Genomic DNA, 23,636 nt, shown 5'->3' with positions numbered 1-23,636 from the left:
CGCACATCAGCGTTTCCGCGGACTCCTGGAGCAGGTCCCTCCACCCTCGCGCGGACCCCGGAGTGGAGTCTGCACCGATGTGCGGTACCTGCCCGCGCGCCTAGCGTCGTCGTCACACCGACTCGACGTTCGACGGAGGACGCCATGACAGCCCGGACCCGAAACCGACTCTGCGCGCTCGCGCTCCTCATCGCCCCGGGGCTCATGCTCGCCGGCCACCTCCTGCAGGCGACGCCAGCACAGCACGACACCGCCTCGGAGCTCGCGGCGATCGCTGCGCACACGGGTCGGGCAGACGCCTCCGCCGCCGTGGGGTTCGCCGGCCTCCTCCTGTACCTGCCCGGGATCATGGGCGTCGCCCGGCCCCTGGTCGACCGCGGTGGCCGCCTCGCGGCCACCGCACGCGCCATGAGCATCGCCGGCCTGCTGGCGCTGGTCGCCCTCATCGGCTCGTCGCCGGTCACCTCGGCCATGGTGGCGCCGACCGCGGACCGGCAGCAGATGATCGCGCTCACCGACCGGTACGAGTCGGCGCCACTCGTCGGCGCGTGGGTGGCCCTGATGGTCGTCGGCTGGTCGCTGGGCCTCGTGCTCCTCGGCGTCGCCCTGTGGCGGGGTGGGTGGACCATCGCCATTCCGTTGGCCCTGGCCGCCGGACTGGCGCTCATGGTCGCCGATGCCGGACGCTGGCCCCTCGCAGCAGGTTTCGCGTGCACCTGGGTCGGGATGGGCCTGGCAGCGCACCGGCTCGCCACGACGGACACCGACGTCGCCCCGGACCCCGCCCCTGCCCTCGTCGCCTCGTGAGCGGGTGCGGCGCTGCTCCGGGAGCCGGGGCCGGGCGGTGACCCGGCGACCCGGCGACCCGGCGACCGGCTACCGGCGGCCCATGCCCAGCGGCCTGGTGAACACCTGCTCGCGTTCGGTCGCCTCGGTCAGGTCGTGCCTGCGCGCTGCCAGCAGGGACTGGACGTCGATGTAGCCCAGGACCTCGTCGTCCTCACCGGTGACGGCGGCCCCGTCGTGGCCGTGCTCGGCGAACACGTAGGCGACGTGGCGCAGGGTGTCACCCGCACCCACGACGTGGTGCGCGGCACCGGTCGCGAGCTCCCGGGCCCGGGCCATCGCCTCCGGCGTGGTGTGCATGGCATCGCTGGCGAAGAACGTCTCGAGCGGGTCCGTGGAGTAGTCGCGGGTGAGGTGCAGCCCCCGGCGTGCGATCTTCTCGGTGAGCACCGAGCGCTGGAGCACCAGCACCGACACGGCATACGCCGTCGAGGAGGCGATGAGCAGCGGTAGCAACGCATCCCACGCGTGCGTGAGCTCGAGCGTGAAGACGACGCCGGTGAGCGGCGAGCGCATGACGCCCCCGACGACGGCGGCCAGGCCGAGCATGGCCCAGAACCCGGGGAACACTCCCGGCAGCACGAGGCCGAGCGCAGCTCCCAGCGCCCCGCCGATCATGAACACCGGTGCCAGCACGCCACCCGAGGTCCCCGAACCCAGCGACAGCGACCAGATCAGCGTCTTGACGACGAGGATCCCGACGATGAGCCCGGTGGTCGCGCGGCCGGTGAGCAGCTCGTCGATGACGTCGTAGCCGACGCCGAGGGCCCGGGGCTCGACGAGCCCACCCAGGCCGATGACGAGACCGCCGATGGCGGGCCACCACATCCAGTGGATGGGGAGCCGCCTGAACAGGTCCTCGGCGAAGTAGACGAGCCAGGTGGCGCCCAGGGCCACGAGCGCACCGCTCACGCCGACGACGGCGCTGAGCGTCTGGGCCGTCCAGGCGATGTGCACGTCCGCGTGGGGCACCGGGAAGATCGGGCCCGAGCCGATGAGCGCACCGCGGACGACCGTCGCGACGGCCACCGAGGCGACGACGGGGACGAAGCTCCGGGGCCGCCACTCGAACAGCAGCAGCTCCACCGCGAGGAGCACGGCCGCGAGGGGTGAGTTGAAGGTGGCGGCCATGCCGGCGGCGGCGCCCGCGACGAGCAGGGTCTTGCGCTCGTCCGCCGTGAGCCGCAGGTGCTGCGCGAGGATCGAGCCGATGGCGCCACCGGTCATGATGATCGGCCCCTCGGCCCCGAACGGACCACCGGAGCCGATGCTGATGGCGGCCGAGATCGGTTTGAGCACAGCGACCTTCGGCTCGACCCTGCTGCCGCCGATGAGGATGGCCTCGATCGCCTCCGGCATGCCGTGACCCCGGATCTTCTCCGAGCCGTAGCGCGCCATCAGGCCGATGACCAGGCCGCCCACCACCGGCGCGAGCAGCACCAGCAGCCACGGGTGGTGCGTCGCGCCCGGCGCGACGAGGGACGTCTCGAAACGTTGGTAGAACACGAGGTTCGTCGTGAGCCCGATGAGCTTGAGGAGCACGTATGCCGCGCCCGCACCGAGGGCGCCCACCGGGAGCGCCCAGGCGGCGATGAGCAGCATCCGGGGCTGGACGTTGAAGTCGCCGAGCTCGGCCCGCCTCGTCGCGCTCACAGCGGCACCGGCCCGGTGAGGTCGTGGTGCCGGCGCCCGACCGCCCCGTGCAGGACGGTGAGGGCCTCGGTGAGAGCGGCGAGGGCAGGGGCGTCCAGGCTGCGCAGCGCGCGGCTCAGCTCCCGGGAGCGCCACGCCAGCACCGCGTCGATGACCTCGGCGCCGTGGTCCGTCAGCGCGAGGAGCACGCGGCTGCGGCTCTGGGGGTCGCCGGCCCGGGTGACGTGGCCGGAGGCCACGAGCCGGTCGGCCAGCCGCGTCACCGACGACCCGCTCACCCCGAGCATTTGGGCGAGGTGCGTGCAGGAGGTCTGGCCCTCGTCCCGCAGGGCGAAGAGCAACCGCATCTGGGGCAGCGACACCTCCCCCACCTCGTCGACGCTGCGCACGGCGAGGCCGAGCAGGTCGCGGGTGACCTGCTGGAGTGCCTCCACCGCGGTGGGAAAGGAACGCGATGCTTGCATGCGACAAGTCTTGCATGCGACAAGGCTGCCGTCGGAACCCGGCCGAGGGATGGACACGCGCCTCCCACCGGGAGGAGCCCCCGTGACATAGGTCCCTGTGCCCCGGCCGCGACCACTGCGACCCTCAGTGTCGCGGGGGCGTGCCGGAGCCCGGGCACCGAGCCCGGGCGGCGGGGGTGGTGCCATGGTTTCCTCGATGGGCGGGGTGGCAGCCGCGCTCGTCGCAGCGCTGCTGGGGGCCGGCGCAGCGCTGGCCGCGGGGACGCGTCGATGGCGTCCCTGGCTCGTCGTGCTCTACGAGATCAACGCCGGACGCAGGGGCTCCACGCTCGACTCGTTGCGCGGGGTGCGACCGGTCGACGTCACCCTGCTGGTGCTCGCGGCCGCCGCCTATGCGGGCTTCTGGCCGCGGCTCGGCACCGACCACCCGGTGTGGATGGCGCTCGCGATCGCGCAGCCGGTGCTCGGCGTCCCCCTGCTGTTGGCCACGCGGCACATCGGCCGGTCGGGGCTGATGGGTGGCGCCCTCGTCGTCGCGGTCCTCCTGGTCGTGGACGACGTGTGGCCCCTCGCCGGGTGGGTGGGGGCGGTGGGCAGCTGCGCCCTGCTCGTGGGTGACTTCGGGACGACCCCCCGCAGCAACCGCCTGCTGGCCTGGGCGATCGCCGGGGGTTACGGCGCGCTGTTCGTGTGGTTCTGGCTGGTGTCGTTCCTCCTCACCTGAGACCGCTGCCGGTGCCTCCAGGACCGGGCTCCACGTCAGCCGGTGAGGTCGGCGAAGAACACGGCCCCGGCGAAGGCGAGGTAGAGGCCGAGCAGCATGACGCCCTCGAGCCAGTTGGCCTTGCCGTCGTCGAGCAGGCTGCGGGTCAGGAGGGTGCCGATGATCAGGGCGCTGAGCTCGAGCGGGCTGAAGGCCAGGTCGAAGGGGTGGCCGGTCACCGCCCCCAGCAGCACGAGGACCGGCACGACGAACATCGCCAGCTGCATGCTGGCCCCGACGGCGATCTCGCTCGCGACCCCCAGCCGGTCCTTGGCCGCCAGGCCGAGCGCACTGAACTGCTCCGCCGCGTTGCCGACCAGCGGCAGGATGACGAAGCCGATGAAGCCGCTGTGCAGTCCGAGCGACGTGCCCGCCTCCTCGACGCTGCTCGCGACGATCTCCGCCGCGACTGCCACGAGGGCGGTGGCGACGGCGAGGACCACGACGGCCCCCTTGACCGACCACGTATGCCGCGAGGGCGCCTCGCCGCCCTCCTCGCCGCCGCGCGGCTCCGGGCCACGCGCTCCGCCGCCACGCGCCTCACCCTCCGGGGCCGGAGCCGCTCCCGTGTCGGCGGGCCCTTCACCGGGGGGCCCTTCGCCGGCGGACTCGTTCGCGCGGAACTGGTCCCGGTTGGTGCGCAGCATGAAGAGCATCGAGAGCGCGTACACGACGAACAGGATCAGGGCCACCAGCGCACTGACCTCGTCCAGCCGAGCGGTGGAGCTCTCGGGCCGGAACGAGAAGACCGTGGGCAGGAGCAAGATCCCCATGGCCAGGAAGAGCATGGTGGCCTGCACCCGGGACGTGACCGTGATGGGCACCTCGCTCTTGTCGTGGGCCGCCACGATCATCGAGACCCCGAGCAGCAGGAGCAGGTTGCCGATGATCGAGCCGGTGATCGAGGCCTTGAGCACCGCGATCTCCCCGTTGACCACGAGCAGGGCCGCGATGAGCAGCTCGGCGATGTTGCCGAACGTCGCGTTGAGCAGTGCGCCCTTGCTGCCGCCCACCCGCTCCGCCAGCACCTCCGTGGAGCGACCGACCAGACCGGCGAGCGGGATCACCGCCAGCGCGGCCAGCACGAAGAGCACGGGCGCGCCCAGGCCCAGCACCTCCGCGACGACGGCTGCCGGCAGGGCCACCACCATCAGGTCCAGGACCCGCCAGGGGCCCAGGGCGGCCTTCACGCCCTGCACCCGGTGTCCGGGGCGAACCGCATGGTCGCGTCCCGGCCGAACCGCCCGGTCGTCTCCCGGCCGAACGGTCCGATGGTCTCCCGGCTGAGCCCTCGCTCCGTCACGTGCTGCCGCCCTCCTCGGTCCGGTGATCCAGCGGCAGGGTCGGACGCCGGCGTCCTCACGCCGTGACCCGCTCGCCGGGTCATGCTCGCAGCGCTGGGACCACCTCGCGAGTCCGCCGAGGGCTCAGCGGTCGAGCTGGGCCACGAAGTCCTCGGCGAACCGCTTCACGGCATCCCACTCCGTGTAGACGTAGTCGCGGGACACGTCCACGCCGAGCTGTCCCGGCTTGTCCGCGGCGATCTTCCTCATGACGTGGCGCTTGACGAACCCGTACTGCGTGTACAGGAGGGCACCACCGAACAGCGCCACCTGGTCGGGCCGCCACCCCGTCTCCTCCTCGAACTGCTCGACGTAGCCGTGCGCCTCGTCGAGGTCGCCGTGCGCGGCGAGGCTGACCGAGAAGAAGGCGGAGGCCACCTGGTTGAGGCCGTCCCGGTTCGCCTGGACGAACTCCACGACGTGCCGGTCGTGCTTGCCCATGTGGATCGAGGCGCCGATCACCACCCCGCCGTAGGCCCCCGGGTCAAGGCCGTCCAGCCGCCGGACGTCGGTGAGCTCGACGTCGTGGCCCCGGTCGCGCACGACGTCGGCGATGACCTCGGAGATCTTGGCGGTCTGTCCCTCGGTCGTTCCGTAGGCGATGAGGACTGTGGACATGGTGGTCCCCCTAGGACTCGGGTCTCGATCGGAAGGCACCCACCCTCCCCGGCCGGCGGGCTCGCCGGCAGAGCCGGAGGTCCTCGCCAGCGCCCCGCCGACGGACGCCCGGCCGTCGGGCGCCGCGTGGCCGGGCAGGCGGCAGGGCTCCACCTGCCGGAACCGGCACGAATCGCCCCGCCACGACGACCGGTAGGACGACAACTGCCCGAAACGGCACGAGTCGCCCCTGGCGGGGCGCCGGACGGGACGCTCGCCGGGGGGCACGAGTCCTCGCGGCGCCGTGAGGTCGCGTGACTGGTGCCCGGCGTATGCCAGTCAGCCGGCCAGGTGAGCCGCGAACCGCTCCACGGTGCCGTCGACGTCGGTGAGCTTGTCGAGGCCGAACAGCCCCACCCGGAAGGTGGAGAAGTCGTCCCGCTCGCCGCACATCAGCGGGACGCCGGCGGCCACCTGCATACCGCCCCGCTTGAACTTCGCGCCGCTGCGGACCTCGGGGTCGTCGGTGAACGACACCACGACGCTCGGCGCCGCGAACCCCTCGGCCGCGACCGACGGGAACCCGCGCTCCGCGAGCAGCTCGCGCACCCGCGTGCCGAGGGCGACCTGGGCCTTGCGCAGGGTCGCGAGCCCGGCGTCCCGGGTCTCGAGCATGATGGCGGCATCCCGGGCGAGGGAGTCGGTGGGCATCGTGGCGTGGTACGGCGTCTGGCCCTGCGTGTAGGCCTCGGTGACCGTCAGCCACTTCTGCAGGTCGACGGCGAAGCTGGTGGAGGTCGTCGCCATCACCTGCGCCCGGCCGGCCTCGCCCAGCATGACGAAACCCGCACAGGGAGAACCGCTCCAGCCCTTCTGCGGCGCGCTCAGCAGGACGTCGACCCCGAGGTCGGTCATGTCCACCCACATCGCGCCCGAGGCGATGCAGTCGAGGACGAACAGCCCTCCGGCGGCGTGCGTGGCCGCCGCGATCGTGCGCACGTAGTCGTCCGGCAGCAGGATGCCCGCCGCGGTCTCCACGTGGGCGGCGAAGACGACCTCGGGGCGGTCGCGCTCGATGGCCGCGACCACCTCCTCGACCGGTGCCGGGGCCCACGGCGCCTGGGGCTCGTCGGACGCGGGCCGGGCCCGGCACACGGTCGTCTCGGCGGCCACGGAACCGGCGTCCAGGATCTGCGACCACCGGTAGGAGAACAGACCGTTGCGCACGACCAGGCACCGCCGCCCCGTCGCCAGCTGTCGGGCGACGGCCTCCATGGCGTAGGTGCCGCCACCGGGGACGACCGCCACCGTGTGGGCGGAGTAGGTCGAGCGCAGCACGTCGATGACGTCCTGCATCACGCGCACGAAGCGCTGGGACATGTGGTTCAGTGAGCGGTCGGTGAACACCACCGAGTACTCGAGGAGTCCGTCGGGATCGATGTCGGCGCGCGGGAGGCTCACCCCAGCAGGTTGCCACAGGACTCCCCCGCCCGCGGCCCGGGGCTGGCTCAGTCCGCTGACCGGAACGACGCCGCGTCGGCCGCGCGAGCCCGGCACCGCGATGAGTTCTGCGCGGGGGCGCGGGTCTGCCACCCTGTTCCCCCACACCCGACTGGACCGGAGGACCGCGTGCGCAAGGTCGTGCTCTACACCCTGATGTCCCTCGACGGTGCCGTCGACCACCCCGACCGCTACTTCGCGCCGGCGGGGGACGACGTCGACGTCCCGCAGTTCGACGACGAGATGGAGGCCAACGAGGCGCAGGTCATCGGCACCCAGGACGCGGTCCTGCTCGGACGGGGGATGTACGACCAGTGGGCGGGCTTTTGGCCCACGGCCGACTACCAGCCCTTCGCCGACTTCATCAACGGCGTCCGGAAGTACGTGCTGACCTCCACCCCGCTGACCACGCAGTGGCACGGCGCCGAAGCGGTGCACCGGCCGGTCGCCGACCTGGTCCGTGAGCTCAAGTCGTCCCCGGGCGGCGACATCGGCGTCCACGGGAGCATCGAGCTGGCCCGGTCCATGCTCGCGCAAGACCTGGTGGACGAGCTGCAGCTGGTGGTCGGCCCGACGATCGGCTGCGGCGGCCGTCGCCTCTTCGCCGACGGCGACGCCCCCCGGCGCATCGAGCTGGTCGGTGCGCAGTCCACACCCAGCTCGACCCTGCTTCTCGCGTACCGCGTGGCGAACCCCGGGGGGAGGGACGCGTGACCCACATCTAGCGCTTCGACCACGTCGGCGTCACATCGCCGACCTCGACCGGGCATCGAGTTCTTCACCGGCCTCGGGCTCGGGCTCGAGGCCGGATGCCCATCGAGGGAGACTTCCTCGACACCGTCATCGGGATGAGCGGCGCCCGTACCGAGATCGCGGACTGGTCGGTGACGTCGGTCAGTTCGAGAACGTCTGGCGGATGGCGTCCGTCCGCGGGCCCGAGGGCATCGTCGTCTCCCTGGCCGAGCGGGTGTCCTGACCCCGCGACGCCGTGCTCAGAGAGGACGCACCAGGACCAGCGTCGTCCCGTGCACGGGGTCGACCTCGGTGCTCCCCGTCTCGGTGAACCCCAGCTTCGCAAGCACCCGGCGCGAGGGGGCGTTCCAGTCCCACACGGTGGCCCAGATCCGTTGGTGGCCCACGGCCTTCGCCCGCCGCAGCACCGCCGACGAGGCCTCCGTCGCGTAACCGTGGCCCTGCGCGCGGCGCAGCAGCTCGAACGCGATCTCTGGCTCGCCCGGCGTTCCCCGGTCGCTGTCGACGAGCCCGCAGCAGCCGATGACGTCTCGGTCGCTCCTGCGCTCGACGGCGAGGAGCCCAGCCTTCCACCGGGGCTCGGCTTGGATGGCGTGCTCGAGCTCCTGGAGCGTGGGGCGACCCTCGGCGTCGATCCGGCGGTGCAGCGGCACCCGGCCGTCGCGCTCGGTCCACAGCTCCCGGAGGACGGACGCCTCGTCGGGGCGCCACGGCCGCAGCAGCAGGCGCTCGGTCCCCAGGACGACGTCGGGTCCGGGGGTCGCATCGGCCGTCATGCCCAGGACCCTCCCACACCACCCTGACGCGCCCCTCGCCCCGAGGGAGGCCGGGCAGGCGCGCGCTTGCCGATGACTTCAGGCCCCTGGCGGGGTCATGGTGGTATGCCGTGCAGCGTGAAAGCCTTCGACGTCACCACGGCGGCCGTGGACGGCACGACGGCAGGAGGGGCGCGTGGCCAGCATCGAGGACGTCCTGCCGCTGGGCAGCGAGCTCGAGCGCTCGTACCCCGTCCACGTGCTGGGAAGACTCAAGTTCCGGGTGGGCCAGATCGTCTACGTGGCGTTCTCCCGGGACGAGACAGTCATGGGCTTCGCGTTCCCCAAGGAGGAGCGCGCAGCCCTCGTCGCGAGCGACCCGCGGCGGTTCTCGATGCCGTCCACCTCGGACCTGCGGTTCAACTGGGTCCACGCCGAGCTGGGCACCCTGGAACCCGCCGAGGCGCGTGAGCTCGTCGTCGACGCCTGGCGCATGGTGGTGCCGCAGAAGCTGTCCCGCGCCTACGACCTGGCGCACCCGGAGGGGCCGGGCTGACGGTCACCGCACACCACCGGGAACGCCCGGGATGGGGCTCGCCGCACGCACCCGGCGCTCCCGGGTGCGTGCGGATGCCCTGGCAGGGCCCGGCACCTCAGCCGAGGACGACGACCGTGTACCCGCCGAAGACCTGGCCCTGCTGGCTCGCCGTCACGCGATAGACGTGCGCCGAGCCCGGTGGCGGCGGCTCGTCGGTCGTCGTCAGCCCGACCTGCTGGTGGTCGGAGGTGACCTCGTGCGTGGTGGCTCCGCCGATGGCGACTCCCCCGCCCCCGATGTCCCTCGGTGGCGTGAGCAGGACGTCGCCCGTCGGCGGCGCGCCGGCCGGGAACTGCCCCCGCACGCCCGTGCGCAGCTGGAGCCACGGCATACCCACTGGGACGACGCGCTCGACGGCCACGGTCGCCGGCTCGTCGTACAGCGGGCCCACCCGCAGCATGAGCGGCGCGTCCACGAGGGCGGCGGCAGCGACCGCCTCCAGGCCACCGCCTGCCCTGAGCCCCTGCCCCGCGCCGGTGGCGATGACGTGGATGTTGCGTTGCGCCACATGGCGGTTCAGCGCGGCGTCCCAAGGCGGCGTGCCCAGCCCGTCCGAGGTCTCGTCCCACACCCGCACGACGAGGCACTCGTGGCCCCCGTTGACGAAGGTCGGCACCCACACGGTCGGGCACTTGACCACCCGGTGGCTGCGGCCGCTGTCACGGGCGCCGAGCGAGACGATGGTCTCGCCGATCAGGTTGGCGCTTCCCGGGCCGATCCCGAGCGACGGGTCGCACCAGAAGAACTGGACGATGACGTTCGGCGCCTGCGCCCGGCCGAAGTTCCAGACGTGGGCGTAGAGCGTGTTGGGCATGCCGGCGAGTGCCGTCTGCCCGAGGTCGGGCGGCACCTCGGGAGCGAAGGCCGGCTCCACACCCGCGAGCAGCAGGATGTCCGGGCTCTCCCAGAAGGGACCGACGACCGGCCGCGCGCCCAGGTCGCCCGGGTTGGCGCGCATGAGGAGGAACGGCAGGTACATCTGGTCCCGTGGTCCGGGCCACTGGTTCGGCGGGTGGTGGTCGAAGTTGCCGGGCTGCACCACGCCACCGGGCAGCTGTCCGGTCGACGTCCCGCAGTGGTGACCGGGGCGCTTGGGGTTCTTCCACCCGACTGTCGTGCCGTCGTCACCGTGTCCGTCGTCACCGTGTCCGTGGTCCCCGTGTCCGTGGTCGCCGTGTCCGTGGTCGCCGTGTCCGTGGTCGCCGTGTCCGTGGTCGCCGTGTCCATGGTCGCCGTGTCCGTGGTCGCCGTGGTCGTGGTCGCAACCCCGGTGGTCGTGGTCGCCGTGGTGCCCGTGGGCGCCACCGCCCGCGTGGCAGGAGCACCGGCACCCGCAGCAGCAACAGCCGTGCTTCTCGTCGTCGTGGTGGTGACCGGCGTGGCCGCAGCAGTCGTGGCTCATCGCGGTTCGCCTCCCCCGTGGGTGCCCGGCCCGTGGTTCCCCGGCCCGTGGGTGGACGGGCCGTCGTGGGTGCCGGTGCTGGGGACGTCCGACCCCGGAGGGTCGACGTAGTGCAGCTTCATCGCCGGCTGCGGCCGCCACTTCGTGTGGGCCCCGTCGTAGAGCTGTGGCTCGACCAGGGGTGTGCGGTAAGGGATCCCGAGGTCGGTCTTGTCCGTCTGCTCACCGCGGATCCAGTCCCAGGTGAGGTACGCGTACGCGCGGTCGGCGTCGAGGTTGAACTGCGTGGAGTAGCCGGTCGGGTTCGCCAGCTGCCCGATGAGGTAGGCGGAGAACGGCACCGGGTCCCCGAGCGGGCTCTGCCGCACCCGCGCCTTGCCGATGAACGCCTCGTTGAGCTGGTCTGTCTGCCACGGCGTCTGCGCCCGCTCGTACCGGTACCGCGCCTCGCGGTCCGGTGCCGCCGTGGTCCGGAAGAACACCTCGTCCGGCCGCGTCCCCTCGGCATACGGTCCCGGTCGCATCGGCTTGTATGCCGTGGCCGGCCCCTTGGGGTCAGCGGCGCTCGGGTCGTAGGTCTCCGTGGGTGTCGTGATCTTGGTGTCGGAGCTGCCGCCCGTGTCGAGCAGGCTGGTGCTCGGGTACGCCCACGGGCGCCGGAACTCCCAGTCCTCCCAGTCCGACCCGACCGTGCCGTGGTAGCGCAGCACCGGGTAGTACGGGTAGTTCGGGTCGCGCGTCGAGTGGCTGACGATGACCGACGGGTCGGAGTCGAGGTGGCCCAGGGGGTCGATGGCGTCGGCGAGTGCCTGCTGGAAGGCACCGTCGACCGTGGCCCCGAGGGTGATGAGCGGCAGGTCGATCTCGTTCGGCAGTCGCAGCTCGCCGTCCTCGTACCGCTGCTCGCCGTGCGGCATGAGGATGCCCGTGTGGGCCATGACGTCGTGGGTCTTGGCCGCGATGTCCCAGATCTTCATGGCGAGCTCGTAGATGCCGAGCCGCACCGGGTAGGTCAGCGGGCTGAGAGCCATCTTGATGAGGTCGCCGACGAGCTTGATCGCGTCCTCGATCTCCTTGATCGCCCACTCGATCAGCGCGACGAACACCTCGCACACGTCCACGATCGGGTTCGAGGAGTCGACGCCGGAGAAGTCCGGTGGCTGGGCCAGGTTGGTGAAGTCGGAGGCCGGCGGCACGATGACGAAGTCGGGCTTGCGCGGCTTCTCCAGCTCCCAGGACCCGCTGAAGTTCAGCTTGTACAGCGTGATCATCAGCCGGTACATCGTCTGCACCTGCCAGGGCATCGGGAACCCCTGCGGCACAGGGAATCCCGGTGGTGGGGCGATGCCGTCGAGGATCTCCTGGAACGGCTTGTCGAGGCCGTGCCCCGTGACGTCCTTGACGACGGTCGTCAGCAGGCCGCTGTCGATCGTCTGCTGGAAGGCATCGCCCTGGTAGATCTTCGGGTGCGGGTGGTCCTGGAACGTCTCGAGCATCGCCTTGACGATCGCGTCGGCCATCCACCCCGGCATCTCGCCGTCGACGTCGAGCTGCTCCTTGCGGGTGTCGGGGTCGTCCGACAGCGGCGACGGGCGCTGGGCGCCACGTGGGTCGTCGGGCGTGAGCTGGACGAGGAACCACAGGGCGGACATCGACAGCTCGGGGTAGTCGTCGGTCTTGCCCCACGGGTCCTGCGGGATCGTGCCGCCCTCACCGGACTGCTGGTAGTTCCACGCGTCGATGTGGTTCTCGATGAGGTGGTGCCGGGTCGGGTGGTCGCGGTACGGGCCGCCGCACTGCTCGTTGACGAAGCTGTGGGCGATCGTGTCCGTGCCGACGTGGACGATGTAGCCCATCGCGAAGGCGAGGAACTGGTCGGACCGCTGCCTGCCCTCGTCCGTGCCGTCGTCGAGGGCCTGCGCCTGTCGGACGAGGGCCTGGCACATGGCCGAGGTGCGCCGGTAGTGCGCCATGTCGCTCCAGAGGAAGTCCTCCTCGGGCCAGCCCTTCTGGATCACCGTGTTCATCAGTCCCCAGATGTCCGCGAAGGAGGTGAGCTCCTCGAGGCCGATCTGCTTGATCGCGACGAGCAGCTCCTCCAGACCGGTCTGGATCTCGCCGAGGATGCCGCCGGTGAGGTCGTCGGCCAGCTCGCCCACGGTGTCGACGAGCGGGCCGAGGGTCTTGTCCCACCACTTCGTGAAGTCCTGCCAGATCTTGTCGAGCTTGATGAGGAAGCGGATGATCCCGGCCAGGGTGGAGTTCACCTCCTCCAGGATCACCAGAAGCGGCTCCCAGTCGTCCTCCTTGGCGGCGCAGAAGTAGTAGTACGTCGCCAGCGCCAGCATGATGAGGTCCGAGCGCGGCCCCAGGACGTCGTTGCTCCAGTCCTGGGAGAAGAAGTACAGGTCCGGGCCGATGGCCCCGACGGCCGTGAACTTCTCCCAGTCGTGCATGACCTGGGCGCACTTCTGCGGGCTGAAGGCCGAGGGGACGTCGTCACCGCCTCCCAGCCCCGGCCAGTCGTTGAAGTCACCGCTCGCCAGCAGGTCTGCGACCCGGCGCGCCGTGTAGATGTGGGTGAAGTGACCAGGCATGGCTGACCTCGGCTCGGCCGGTGCTGCGAACGGTGTCGGAAGTGCGGGAGATGCCCCGTTGAGTCGCCTCGTGCTGCGTTTGACTGTGGCAGCCCGAGTTGACCCTGTCCTCCACCGTTTGAGTGAGACGGCGTGCGGTCAGCCCGCCGGCTCCGACAGCCGCCGGAACACCAGTCCGCGGTCGAGCAGGAGCGGCAGCCCGCGCTCGTACCCGGCGGCAGTCCCGCCGCGCGGGTGGTTGACGTGCGAGATCACCACCGAGCCCGGGCGCGCGGTTGCCAGCTGGGAGGCCACCTGCGCGGGTGAGAACGTCGCCCCCGCGTCGCCGTTGACGTCGAAGCCGGCGACCTCCGCCCCCAGGTCGCGCACCACCCGCAGCGCGACGTCGTCGTAGTGCGCCGTGCCGGAGCGGAACCACCGCGGGGTACGGCCGGTGACCGCCTCGACCGCGTCGACGCCGCCGCTCACCTCGTCCCACACCTCCCCCACGTCGGCAGTCCCGCGGATCCCGTATGCCGCGCGTCCGGTGACGGAGAGCGGCACGTGGCGGACGCCGTGGCTCCCGACCTCGAACAGGGGGTCGCTCGCCAGCTCGGCCGCCACAGCGCGGTTGGCGCGGACCCACCGGGCGTTGAGGAAGAACGTCGCGGGCACGCGGTGGCGCCGCAGCAGGTCGACCAGACGCGCGTCGTACCCGCTGCCGTGCGGCCCACCGCACGCGTCGAACGTCAACGCCACCGAGCGCGCCGGGGCAAGGTCACTCGTGATCCCCGGGAGGTCCATCCCCCACGCGCGGGGCGACATCCCGGCATACCGGCGCACCTCGGTCGCGCGTCCGGGGCGGCTGAGCTGCGGAGCCGAGGGACGTGCTGCCGCTGCCCTGGCGGTCTGGCGCGGGTGCGCCACCTCAGCCGCCGCCGGCTGCCCACCGGCGGGGGGCGAGGACGTCGGCACCACCGATGCCTCCCGCTCCTCGAGTGCCCGGACGACGGTCGCGGCCACGCCGGCGGCGCCGCCGGCGAGCAGCAGTCGCCGGCCGATCCGAGAAGTCATCGGGCCTCGATTCCGTGGGACGGCGACGGTCAGGACGGACCGCGATCCCACGATGACAAGGGTGGCTGGGAGCGACCTCAAGACACGCCCGCGCCGTGATGAACCGTCCGTTCGGATGAGTCGATGTCGCACTCCGCCTGTCGCCCGCGACGGGGCTGCCCTACTCGAGTGGCAGGTCGAAGGTCTCCGTCCGCTCGGCGTCCGTGCGCGGTCCGAAGATCCGGCGCTCGTCCTCGGAGATGCGCAGGTCGTTGATCGACGCCTCCCGCCGGCGCATGAGCCCGTTGTCGTCGAACTCCCACAGCTCGTTGCCGTAGCTGCGGTACCACTGGCCGGCTGCGTCGTGGCACTCGTACTGGAAGCGGACGGCGATCCTGTTGCCGCTGAAGCTCCACAGGCTCTTGCGCAGGGCGTAGTCCAGCTCGCGTTCCCACTTCGCGGTGAGGAAGGCGACGATGTCCTCGCGGCCCGTGACGAAGGTGTCGCGGTTGCGCCACACCGAGTCGGGTGTGTACGCGAGGCTGACCCGGCGCGGGTCGCGCGTGTTCCAGGCGTCCTCCGCAGCCTGGACCTTCTGGCGTGCGCTCTCCTCGTCGAAGGGCGGGTACGGCGGGCGGCCCTCGGTCATCGGTCCACCTTTCTCTGCGTCGAGATCCTCTGCGTCCGGGACCCTCATCATCCACCCCAGGGCCGCGGCAGTGCCCCCGTGCGCACGCGGTCGTAGTGTGCTGGAAGGCCGGTCCACCCGTCCCGGACCCAGACCGCCCGCCCGACCAGGAGGAACGCCCATGTCCGCGAGGACGCTCGGCAACCAGCTCACCGTCTCTGCCATCGGCCTCGGCTGCATGGGGATCAGCCAGAGCTTCGGGCCCTCCCCCGAGCGGCCCGCCATGGTCGACTTCCTGCGCTCGGCCGTGGACCACGGCGTCACGTTCTTCGACACCGCCGAGGTCTACGGCCCCTACGACAACGAGGAGGTGGTCGGCGAGGCGCTGGAGCCCGTGCGCGACTCGGTCGTGATCGCCACGAAGTTCGGTTTCGCCTTCGACGAGAACGGCACCCAGAGCGGCGTCGACAGTCGGCCCGAGCACATCCGCGCGGCCGTGGACGGGTCGCTCCGCCGCCTGCGGACCGACGTCATCGACCTGCTCTACCAGCACCGCGTCGACCCCGACGTGCCCATCGAGGACGTCGCCGGCACGGTCAAGGAGCTCATCGACGCCGGCAAGGTCCGTCACTTCGGGCTGTCCGAGGCCGGCCCGACCACGATCCGACGAGCCCACGCGGTGCAGCCCGTGACCGCACTGCAGAGCGAGTACTCGCTCTTCTGGCGCGAACCCGAGGAGTCGGTGCTGCCCGCGCTGGAGGAGCTCGGCATCGGGTTCGTGCCGTTCAGCCCGCTCGGCCGCGGGCTGCTCACCGGGCAGGTCACCCGCGGCTCGACGTTCGGCGAGGGCGACATCCGGGCCACCCTGCCCCGGTTCAGCGGTGTGGCGCTCGACCACAACCTGGCCCTCGTCGACAGGGTGACGGCGGTCGCCGACCGGGTCGGCGCCACTCCCGGGCAGGTGGCGCTCGCCTGGCTCCTCTCCCGTCGGCCGTGGATCGTGCCCATCCCGGGCACCCGCCGGCTCGAGCGCCTCGACGAGAACCTCGCGGCGGCCGACCTCGAGCTGGGCGAGGACGACCTCGCGGAGCTGACCCGCGCCTCCGACACCGCCGACGTGCAGGGCGATCGCTACCCCGCCGCCATGCAGGCCATGATCGACCGCTCCTGAGCCTGGCGCGCTCACCGATGGCGACCGGCCCCGACCTCGTCCTTTCGTCCCGGGCAGGGCCGCCGCCGGCTGGCTACGATCCCAGCGTGGATCTCGCCGAGTGGTTCCTCAGCCCGGCCGAACGCGGCAACCCCGCGACCCGGCTGGACACCCGGCACCACCCGGCCACCGGCTGGACCGAGGGCAACCTGGTCCGGCCGCTCGTGCACGGGGCCACGTACTTCGCCGAGCTGGTCGACCGGGTGGACGCCATGGTCGAGGGCGACCTCCTCCTGTTCGTCGACTGGCGCGGCGACCCGGACGAGCGCCTCACCGGCGAGGCCGGCAGCGAGGTCGCGGCCGTCTTCGCGCGCGCTGCCCGGCGTGGCGTGGACGTCCGCGGGCTCGTGTGGCGGTCGCACTGGGACCGGCTCGCCTTCTCCAGCGCGGAGAATCGCACCCTGCAGCAGGACGTGAACGCCGCCGGCGGCCAGTGCCTGCTCGACATGCGGGTGCGCACGGGCGGCTCGCACCACCAGAAGTTCGTCGTCCTGCGGCACCCGGGGCGGCCCGAGCGCGACGCGGCGTTCCTCGGTGGGATCGACCTGTGCCACAGCCGCAGGGACGACGCCGCCCACGGCGGTGACCCGCAACGCCAGCCGATGGCCGCGGCATACGGCCCGCGCCCGCCCTGGCACGACGTCCAGCTGTGCCTGACCGGTCCGGTCGTGGGCGACGTCGAGACCGTCTTCCGGGAGCGCTGGGAGGACCCGCAGCGGACCAGCCGCTCGCCGCTGCGCTGGGCCGATGACGCACTGCACCACGACCGCATGCAGCCGACGCCGCTGCCGCCCCAGCTTCCCGACCCGGAGCCGACGGGACCGCACCCCGTCCAGCTGCTGCGCACCTACCCCCGGCGGGCCGGCGGCTACCCCTTCGCCCCGAAGGGCGAGCGCAGCGTGGCCCGCGGAGTCGCCAAGGCGATGCGGCGGGCGCGCCGGCTGGTCTACCTCGAGGACCAGTACCTCTGGTCGCCGCAGGTGGCCACGGTCCTGGCAGATGCGTTGCGCCGCAACCCGATCCTGCGCCTGGTGGCGGTCCTGCCGCACCGGCCGGACCAGGACGGCCGGGTCTCGATGCCTCCCAACCTCGTCGGCCGCGACCGGGTGATCCGGCACCTCCGGGACGTCGCGCCGGGACGCGTCGCCTGCTACGGCATCGAGAATGCCGAGGGCACGCCGGTGTACGTCCACGCCAAGGTGTGCGTCGTGGACGACGCGTGGGCCAGCGTCGGCTCGGACAACTTCAACCGGCGCTCGTGGACCCACGACTCGGAGGTGTCGGCGGCCGTCGTGCACGAGGAGTATGCGCGGGGCCTGCGGGACGAGCTGGTGCGCGAGCACCTCGGCCTCGGCCCCGACGACCCTGCCCCCGGGCTCGACGAGGTCTTCGACGCCTTCGCCGACCGGGCCCGTGCCCTCGAGGGCTGGCACCGCTCGGGGCGTGCGGGCGACCGGCCGCCGGGCCAGGTGAGTCCCGTGCACGACCCGCACCTGGGCCCGCGCACCTGCGCCTGGGCAGAGGTCGCCTACCGCTACGTCTACGACCCCGACGGCCGGCCGCTGTCGATGCGGCTCCGCCGAGGGATGTGACACCGCCGAGGGATGTGACTCCGCCGAGCGATGTGACTCTGGCGGGGGCTGTGGAGGGTCGGACGCGCGCGAGGAGCGAGGGCGCTCAGAAGCCCCAGGCGACCAGGTGCCAGGCCCCCAGCTGCACGGACAGGGCCGCCAGCCCGGCGACCAGCACGACGTCCCGGACGCGGACCCGGGTGCCCCACCAGCCCCGGCGCGCACCGAGGGCCACGAGTGCTGCGAGCGCCACGGTGAGGAGCGCCACCGCCAGGGGGAGGTGGAACGCCAGGCGCAGCGGGAGTGCGACGGCCGCCCACCCGAGGAAGCCGACGTCCACCAGCCCCGGGACCACCACGATCGCAGCCACTGACGCGAGGGCGGCGAGCGCCCCGACGACCGCGACGGCACCGGTGAGGCGCCGACCTCCACGGTGGCCCGGGGCGCCTGGGGCCGCCGGCGCCGACACCGGCGCTCCCCGCCTGCGCCCCCCGACCGACCCGACGGCTGCGACGAGCAGCCACCCCATGGCGACCAGGCCGGTCACGGCGAGCAGGGCCCACTGCCACGCCACGGGACCGTTGGTGACCGCGTGCAGCTCCAGGCCGTGCCAGGTCCGCGTCGCCGCGCGCAGGTCGAGGGTCTCGCCGTCGTCGGCGAGGAACACGCCCGGCTCGACCTCCGTCAGCCGGTTCCTCACCAGCGCCCCGTCCTCCCCTGCCTCGAAGTAGGGCACACCGGCCTCGACATGGAACCGTGAGGCCGGCTTCGTCGGGTCCATGGCACCCAGCTCGCCGGCGCGGTAGAACTCCGGGTATGCCGCCCAGCGCGCGGTCTGCTGCGCCGACGCCGGCAGGGCGAGCGCATGGATCCGCCGGCCCAGGTCGGCGGGCGGCACGAAGTCGCCGCCGTCCGGGAGGACGGCAGCCTGCGTCGGCAGGCTGCGCAGCCGCGCGGCATACGGGCTGTCCGGTGCGACCACGAGGTCGTTCATGATCCCCATCGCCAGGGACCCCTGCAGGGTGTTGTCGCTGGAGTTGGTGAGCACCGCGATCCCCAGGCCCACCTGCGGGGCGAACCACAGGTCCGAGAGGAACCCCTCCCCGCCACCGCCGTGGGTGAGGAGGTCGAGGTACTGGGCGGCCTGCCAGCGGGTCCTGGCTATCCCCAGGGCATAGCCGGCGGTGGTGCTCGGCGCGGTTGCCGGCACCGTGCGCATCCGCCGCACCAGGGACGCATCGAGGACGGTGCGGCCGTCGACGGTGCCGTTCCCGAGCTGGAACCGCAGGAACCTGGCCAGGTCGGCGGCGCTGGTCCAGAGCCCGCCGGCGCCCGTCATCGGGCTGTCGACGCGTGGGGGCACCGCATCCGGCTTGTGCCCGACGGCGCGGTCGGTGATGGCGTGCACCGTCGCCCGGTCGAAGGAGCTGTGGTCCATGCCCAACGGCGCCAGGACCAGGTCGTGCATGACGAGCGGGAACCTCGTGCCGTAGACCCTCTCGAGGAGGTAGCCGGCGAGGTCGAAACCCTCGTTGGAGTAGGCGAACCCGGTCCCCACGGGGAACCGCAGCCAGGTGTCGGAGATGCTCCGGACGTGGGCGTCGAAGGTGCCCACGGTGGCGGTGTAGTTGTTGCCGAGGGGTGGGTCGTGGGTGAACCCGGCGGTGCAGTCCAGCAGCATCCGCACGGTGATCCGCCGTTCGGGGTGCTGTTCGAAGGCGCTGTGGACGGTGAACCCCGGCAGGTAGGTCGTGACGGGCGCGTCGAGGTCCAGCCGCCCCGCCTGCACCGCCTCGAGGACGGCCGTCGTGGTGAACGTCTTGGACATCGACTGGACGCTGAAGACGGTGTCGGGGGTGATCGGCGTCCGCCCGTCCGTGTCGGTGGAGCCGAAGCCCTGCTGCCACAGCACGCGATCGCGGTCGACGAGGGCCACCGCGAGCCCGGGCACGTGCTGCTCGGCCATGAGCTGCGGGATCCTCGTCCGGTAGGCCTCGATGACGGCCGCGACGCCGCTCGCAGAAGGACCCCGGGAACCTGCCGCGGTGGCACCGCCGACCGAGACCCCGGCGAGCGTGGCGAAGGCGGCGAGGGCGGCGGCCGCGACCGTCGCCAGGACGGACCTGACCCCTGTGCGGGTGGGCATGGCAACCTCCCTCGCCCGTCCCCCCGCGAGACGGGCTGCGCTCCGACTGCGCCTCGCGCGCGTCCCGGCTCGACGTCACCGTCGCGCCGCGCGAGCCTGCCTCGCCAGAGCCCAACGTCCCACTCCCGGGCGTTCGAACCGCTACTTCGCCAGCCCGGCGACGAGGTTCACCGTGACGCCGATGACCACCGCACCGAGCAGGTACGACAGCAGCATGTGGCGCAGGATCGTGGCCCGGATGTCCTGGCGGCTGATGTCGGTGTCGGAGATCTGGAAGGTCATGCCCACCGTGAAGGCGAGGTAGGCGAAGTCGCTGTAGCGCGGGTCCTCCTCCTGGTTGAAGTCGATGCCGTGCCGCGAGTGCGCGTAGTACATCCGCGCGTAGCGCACGGTGAACAGCGTGTGCACCATCGCCCACGCCAGCGCCACGCTCACCACGGTGAGGACGGCCTCGACCACCTTCGCCGACCCGCTGCCCGAGGAACCCGTCCCGAGGAACAGGCCGACCGCACCCAGGCTCGCGACCGCCGCAGTGAGGACCGCGACGTCGACCGTCGCCTGGCCGGGGTCCTCGCGCAACGCGTGCTCCCGGGTCGCGGCGCCCGCCAACGGCCAGATCGTGGCCCACATCCAGGCCAGGTAGAGGGCGGAACCAGCCATCCACCCGACCAGCATCCCCAGCTGCCAGCCGGCCGGGGTCGCGGCCGTCCCGACGCCGACGACCGCGCCGACGAGCACCGCGGTGACGAGCCGGGTGCGAGCCCCGGCGCCGCGGATCCCTCGCCTCGGCGGCGTCGTCACGCGTGACGCCTGGGGCGGTGGGGACGGGTGCAGGCCGGCGGGGCGTCGAGGCGCATGCGCGCAACCTACAACGGGGCCGCGGCCACCGACCCGTGCCAGATGTCATCCGCGCCCGCGTCCCCCCGGGACGAGTCGCAGGTCGCTGCCGACGATCGCGGCCAGCCTCGCCACCTCGTCCTCGAGGCCGGGGACGGGTGGCGGCCGCTCGTCCATCCACGTGACCACCAGCTCCCCGCCCGTGCGCCGCCAGGTCCCGCACACCACTCCACCCACGACGACCGGGTTCGCCTTGCGGGTCACCGGTTCGCGGCGCGCAGCCGGGGTGACGTCGACGTCCTTGGTGCCGGGCCCCATGACCCACTGGTCGTGACCGGGGAGGAAGCGCACCGCCGCCGAGGGGCGGGCGGCCAGGAGCGGTTCGACGTCCTCGCGCAGGACGAGGGCGCGGGTGCCCTCCACGTCCACCGCGACCAGCCGGTCCCCGAGCGCCGCCATCCACCCGTCGAGGCGACGACGTCCCGCGCTGAGGCCGTTGCCGAGCCAGTAGTGGACCTGGTCGGCGGTCGCGGGCCCGTAGGTGCGCAGGTAGCTCGAGACGGCGTGCGGCCCCGCCACGTCGAGCTCCGGTATGCCGCGCCAGTGCGGGCTCGCGTCGAGTCGCTGGAAGGTCGCCTTCCCCTCGCGCGGCGGCCCGAACCCCATGTCCCCCTGCCACGTGAGCGGCTTGACGAGGGTGCCGGCACCCTCGTCGAAGACCGGCCGGAGGTGCCGGTATGCCGTGTGCCGCGTCACCGCCGCCCCCAGCTCCGCGACGGTCAGGGGTCCCTCGGCGAGCGCCTCCCGGACCGCCGTCCTGAAGCCGGGCCAGTCCGCAGCAGCCAGCCGGTAGTGCTCGACCCAGCTCGGGAGCTCCCACTGGCGGCCCGCTGCGCGGAGGGCGAGGTACGCGCCCCCGTCCCGTGCCGACAGGTAGTGCACCGCTCCGCGGAAGGCGAAGGCCTTGACCACGGTCCCCTCCACGAGCGCCGCGGCGAGCTCGCCCGGTGCCGACGTGGTGCGGCGGGTCCGGACGGCGAGCTCGGCAAGGGACTCATCCATCGACGGCACCGCGCCCAGCCGGCGGACCACCTCGGCCACCGGCTCGGAGCCCACGGGGTCGAGCAGGTGCCGCTGCAGGCGCCATCCCAGCGCCTGCGCCCACGTGGCCGTGGCCTCAGTCGTCCTGCTCCCGGTCGTCGCACCCATGACGGCAGGCTGTCACGGGTCCCGGACGTTCCGCGTCCCCATCGGCAGGAGCCGCGGGGCACGTCGCGATCCGAACCACAGGCGCGACACAGCGAGGACTGGCAGGCTGACCTCGTGCGATTCGTCACGGAGGAGTCGTGGGGTGCCCTCCAGCGGGCGGTCGCCGACACCCTCGCGGAGGCGACCGGCCAGGACACCCGGGAGAACCCGGTGCTCCCCGCCACGGGCGGTCCGGCCGGCAACGCGCTGCTGACCGCGTGGACGGCGCTCGTCCTGCTCGGGCTCTCCGTGGCCGAGCTGCTGACCCTCTTCGACGTGCGCGGCCTGATCTCTTGGCACGTCGCGCTCGGCGCTCTCCTGATCCCCCCGGCCGTCCTGAAGACCGCGAGCACCGGCTGGCGCATGCTCAGCTACTACGTCGGACGCACCCCCTACCAGCAGGCCGGTCCCCCGCCGCTGCTCATGCGCCTCCTCGGTCCCCTCGTCGTCGTGTCCACCCTGGGCCTGCTCGCGACCGGCGTGCTGCTGATCCTGCTGGGCCAGACGCAGGCGCAGCAGGACCTCGTCAGCCTCCTCGGCTTCCGCGTGAGCTGGGTGACCCTCCACCAGGGCTTCTTCGCCGTCTGGGCGGGCGCCGTCGGGCTGCACCTGCTCGGGCGGATCGTGCCGGCCCTGCGGACGACGCTGCTGCGGGGCCCCGGGCGCGACCGGTCGGTGCCCGGCCGGTGGGCGCGGGGCCTGTACTTCCTCGTCATGGTCGTCGGCGCCGCCGCGCTGGCCGTCGTGCTGGTCCACGCCGACACCAGCTGGGCGTCCCAGGGTTTCGGCGACCGTCCGTTCGGTCCCGGCGAGGGCGGCGAGCACTGACCTCGTAAGCCGGCGGGCATGGTCGCCGGCGGCCCCCTCAGCGGCGGGGCTCGGCCCGCCGCCCGCCGGCCCCGTCAGCCGCGCCCCCGGCCCGCCGCCCGCTGGGCTCGACGCGGCGGATGTTGGTCCAGCCGGTCCAGCCTCGCTCCTCGAACCGGTCGAGGATCCGCTGCGCTCCCGGGACCGAGGTCAGGAACACCCCGTCGAGCAGGGCCGCGAGGTCGTCGGGCAGGGGCTCGTCGTCCCACCCGTCCGCGGGGACCGCCTCGAACTGGGTGATGAGCCGGTCGGCCACCCTCACCAGCCGGGGGTCGTCGGCCGGCCAGCGGGCGACGTCGGCCAGCTCCCGGTAGAGGTCCCGGGTGCCGGCGTCGTCGAGCTGGGCCTGCTTGACCTGCATGTAGAACGGCATCCGCTCCGGCAGCTGGGCCGCCACCAGGATCCAGGCGTCCCGCTCGGCCTCGACCACCTCCTCCGGGACCTCGAGCCCGCGGAGCCGCTCGAGGTAGGCCACCGCCTCGGGCGGCAGCGCAAGGCTGTCACCGGCGGCCAGCCGCGCGATCCGCTCGCGGTGCCGCTGCCGCTCGCGGATCTCCGCCCGCAGCCTGCGGTCGATCTCCTCGACCGCCGCCGCGAACTCCTCGTCCCCGGCCGCCAGGAGCTCGCGCACCCGCGACAACGGGACGCCGGCATCCGCCAGCACGCGGATCCTAACCAGCTCCACGACCGACGTGGCGTCGTAGCGCCGGTAGCCGGAGGCGTCGCGCTCGGGCTCGGGCAGCAGCCCCTTGGCGTGGTAGTGCCGCACCGCGCGCACCGTCACCCCGGCATACGCCGCGAGCTCGCTGATGGTCAGCATGGCCCT

General features: G+C 72.7%; 21 protein-coding genes. 7 read left to right on the top strand and 14 right to left on the bottom strand.

Features of this window, described 5'->3' with window-relative positions; translation table 11 throughout:
• The first annotated feature begins 144 nt into the window (after positions 1-144).
• Entirely contained in the window at positions 145-807 is a 663-nt protein-coding gene (locus tag ACYVDO_RS16570; protein ID WP_460937914.1) for a hypothetical protein, read from the top strand.
• Between the two features lie 69 nt (positions 808-876).
• Here the strand turns inward: ACYVDO_RS16570 and ACYVDO_RS16565 are convergent, their stop codons facing one another.
• Both ACYVDO_RS16565 and ACYVDO_RS16560 read right to left on the bottom strand, forming a co-directional pair.
• Positions 877-2,499: a chloride channel protein gene (locus tag ACYVDO_RS16565; protein WP_460937912.1), complete on the bottom strand. Its 1,623-nt coding sequence runs from the start codon at positions 2,497-2,499 to the stop codon at positions 877-879.
• On the bottom strand, positions 2,496-2,963 hold the full coding sequence (locus ACYVDO_RS16560; protein ID WP_460937910.1) for a MarR family winged helix-turn-helix transcriptional regulator: 468 nt from the start codon (positions 2,961-2,963) through the stop codon (positions 2,496-2,498). Before ACYVDO_RS16560 ends, ACYVDO_RS16565 begins: the two co-directional genes overlap by 4 nt.
• A 184-nt stretch (positions 2,964-3,147) precedes the next feature.
• Between ACYVDO_RS16560 and ACYVDO_RS16555 the strand changes: the two genes are divergently transcribed.
• The gene (locus ACYVDO_RS16555) at positions 3,148-3,687 is read left to right on the top strand and encodes a hypothetical protein (protein WP_460937908.1); all 540 of its coding nucleotides are present in this window, start codon (positions 3,148-3,150) and stop codon (positions 3,685-3,687) included.
• A 35-nt stretch (positions 3,688-3,722) separates the two neighbouring features.
• On the opposite strand, the gene ACYVDO_RS16550 is transcribed toward ACYVDO_RS16555, so the two are convergent.
• From ACYVDO_RS16550 to ACYVDO_RS16540, 3 genes are all read right to left on the bottom strand, one after another.
• Positions 3,723-4,916 carry a calcium:cation antiporter gene (locus ACYVDO_RS16550; RefSeq protein ID WP_460937906.1) on the bottom strand — a complete coding sequence of 398 codons (1,194 nt, stop codon included), beginning with the start codon at positions 4,914-4,916 and terminating at the stop codon, positions 3,723-3,725.
• A gap of 237 nt (positions 4,917-5,153) precedes the next feature.
• The gene (locus ACYVDO_RS16545) at positions 5,154-5,687 is read right to left on the bottom strand and encodes a flavodoxin domain-containing protein (protein WP_460937904.1); all 534 of its coding nucleotides are present in this window, start codon (positions 5,685-5,687) and stop codon (positions 5,154-5,156) included.
• Positions 5,688-6,005: 318 nt separating this feature from the next.
• Positions 6,006-7,127 (bottom strand): aminotransferase class V-fold PLP-dependent enzyme, encoded by a 1,122-nt coding sequence (locus tag ACYVDO_RS16540; RefSeq protein WP_460937902.1) that lies wholly within the window; start codon positions 7,125-7,127, stop codon positions 6,006-6,008.
• 168 nt (positions 7,128-7,295) lie between these two features.
• Between ACYVDO_RS16540 and ACYVDO_RS16535 the strand changes: the two genes are divergently transcribed.
• Positions 7,296-7,880 carry a dihydrofolate reductase family protein gene (locus ACYVDO_RS16535; RefSeq protein ID WP_460937900.1) on the top strand — a complete coding sequence of 195 codons (585 nt, stop codon included), beginning with the start codon at positions 7,296-7,298 and terminating at the stop codon, positions 7,878-7,880.
• Positions 7,881-8,158: 278 nt separating this feature from the next.
• On the opposite strand, the gene ACYVDO_RS16530 is transcribed toward ACYVDO_RS16535, so the two are convergent.
• Complete coding sequence (locus ACYVDO_RS16530) at positions 8,159-8,695, bottom strand: GNAT family N-acetyltransferase (protein ID WP_460937898.1); 537 nt, start codon at positions 8,693-8,695, stop codon at positions 8,159-8,161.
• A gap of 175 nt (positions 8,696-8,870) precedes the next feature.
• On the opposite strand from ACYVDO_RS16530, the gene ACYVDO_RS16525 reads away from it, so the two are divergent.
• Positions 8,871-9,230, top strand: coding sequence for an MmcQ/YjbR family DNA-binding protein (locus tag ACYVDO_RS16525; protein ID WP_460937896.1), 360 nt, complete (start codon positions 8,871-8,873; stop codon positions 9,228-9,230).
• 97 nt (positions 9,231-9,327) lie between these two features.
• On the opposite strand, the gene ACYVDO_RS16520 is transcribed toward ACYVDO_RS16525, so the two are convergent.
• The 4 genes from ACYVDO_RS16520 to ACYVDO_RS16505 form a co-directional block, all read right to left on the bottom strand.
• On the bottom strand, positions 9,328-10,674 hold the full coding sequence (locus ACYVDO_RS16520) for a hypothetical protein (protein WP_460937894.1): 1,347 nt from the start codon (positions 10,672-10,674) through the stop codon (positions 9,328-9,330).
• Positions 10,671-13,271 carry a zinc dependent phospholipase C family protein gene (locus ACYVDO_RS16515; protein WP_460937892.1) on the bottom strand — a complete coding sequence of 867 codons (2,601 nt, stop codon included), beginning with the start codon at positions 13,269-13,271 and terminating at the stop codon, positions 10,671-10,673. Before ACYVDO_RS16515 ends, ACYVDO_RS16520 begins: the two co-directional genes overlap by 4 nt.
• A gap of 138 nt (positions 13,272-13,409) precedes the next feature.
• Positions 13,410-14,324, bottom strand: a complete 915-nt coding sequence (locus ACYVDO_RS16510; RefSeq protein WP_460937890.1) for a polysaccharide deacetylase family protein — start codon at positions 14,322-14,324, stop codon at positions 13,410-13,412.
• A 160-nt stretch (positions 14,325-14,484) separates the two neighbouring features.
• Positions 14,485-14,952, bottom strand: a complete 468-nt coding sequence (locus tag ACYVDO_RS16505; protein ID WP_460937888.1) for a nuclear transport factor 2 family protein — start codon at positions 14,950-14,952, stop codon at positions 14,485-14,487.
• Positions 14,953-15,112: 160 nt separating this feature from the next.
• On the opposite strand from ACYVDO_RS16505, the gene ACYVDO_RS16500 reads away from it, so the two are divergent.
• Both ACYVDO_RS16500 and ACYVDO_RS16495 read left to right on the top strand, forming a co-directional pair.
• Positions 15,113-16,102 (top strand): aldo/keto reductase, encoded by a 990-nt coding sequence (locus tag ACYVDO_RS16500; protein WP_460937886.1) that lies wholly within the window; start codon positions 15,113-15,115, stop codon positions 16,100-16,102.
• A gap of 86 nt (positions 16,103-16,188) precedes the next feature.
• The gene (locus ACYVDO_RS16495) at positions 16,189-17,733 is read left to right on the top strand and encodes a phospholipase D family protein (protein ID WP_460937884.1); all 1,545 of its coding nucleotides are present in this window, start codon (positions 16,189-16,191) and stop codon (positions 17,731-17,733) included.
• A gap of 85 nt (positions 17,734-17,818) precedes the next feature.
• On the opposite strand, the gene ACYVDO_RS16490 is transcribed toward ACYVDO_RS16495, so the two are convergent.
• The 3 genes from ACYVDO_RS16490 to ACYVDO_RS16480 all read right to left on the bottom strand — a co-directional run bounded on the left by ACYVDO_RS16490 (position 17,819) and on the right by ACYVDO_RS16480 (position 21,904).
• A complete protein-coding gene (locus tag ACYVDO_RS16490) occupies positions 17,819-19,858 on the bottom strand; it encodes a serine hydrolase domain-containing protein (RefSeq protein ID WP_460937882.1) in 2,040 nt (679 codons plus the stop codon).
• 141 nt (positions 19,859-19,999) lie between these two features.
• On the bottom strand, positions 20,000-20,659 hold the full coding sequence (locus tag ACYVDO_RS16485; protein ID WP_460937880.1) for a DUF1345 domain-containing protein: 660 nt from the start codon (positions 20,657-20,659) through the stop codon (positions 20,000-20,002).
• Between the two features lie 102 nt (positions 20,660-20,761).
• Positions 20,762-21,904, bottom strand: a complete 1,143-nt coding sequence (locus tag ACYVDO_RS16480; RefSeq protein WP_460937878.1) for a DNA glycosylase AlkZ-like family protein — start codon at positions 21,902-21,904, stop codon at positions 20,762-20,764.
• Between the two features lie 114 nt (positions 21,905-22,018).
• On the opposite strand from ACYVDO_RS16480, the gene ACYVDO_RS16475 reads away from it, so the two are divergent.
• The gene (locus ACYVDO_RS16475; protein WP_460937876.1) at positions 22,019-22,771 is read left to right on the top strand and encodes a hypothetical protein; all 753 of its coding nucleotides are present in this window, start codon (positions 22,019-22,021) and stop codon (positions 22,769-22,771) included.
• A 37-nt stretch (positions 22,772-22,808) separates the two neighbouring features.
• On the opposite strand, the gene ACYVDO_RS16470 is transcribed toward ACYVDO_RS16475, so the two are convergent.
• The gene (locus tag ACYVDO_RS16470) at positions 22,809-23,630 is read right to left on the bottom strand and encodes a MerR family transcriptional regulator (protein ID WP_460937874.1); all 822 of its coding nucleotides are present in this window, start codon (positions 23,628-23,630) and stop codon (positions 22,809-22,811) included.
• Positions 23,631-23,636: the final 6 nt, after the last annotated feature.

It is taken from the genome of Phycicoccus ginsengisoli (assembly GCF_054779295.1).
The sequence above is the reverse complement of the archived record's forward strand: the minus strand, read 5'-3'. Positions and strand labels throughout refer to the sequence as shown.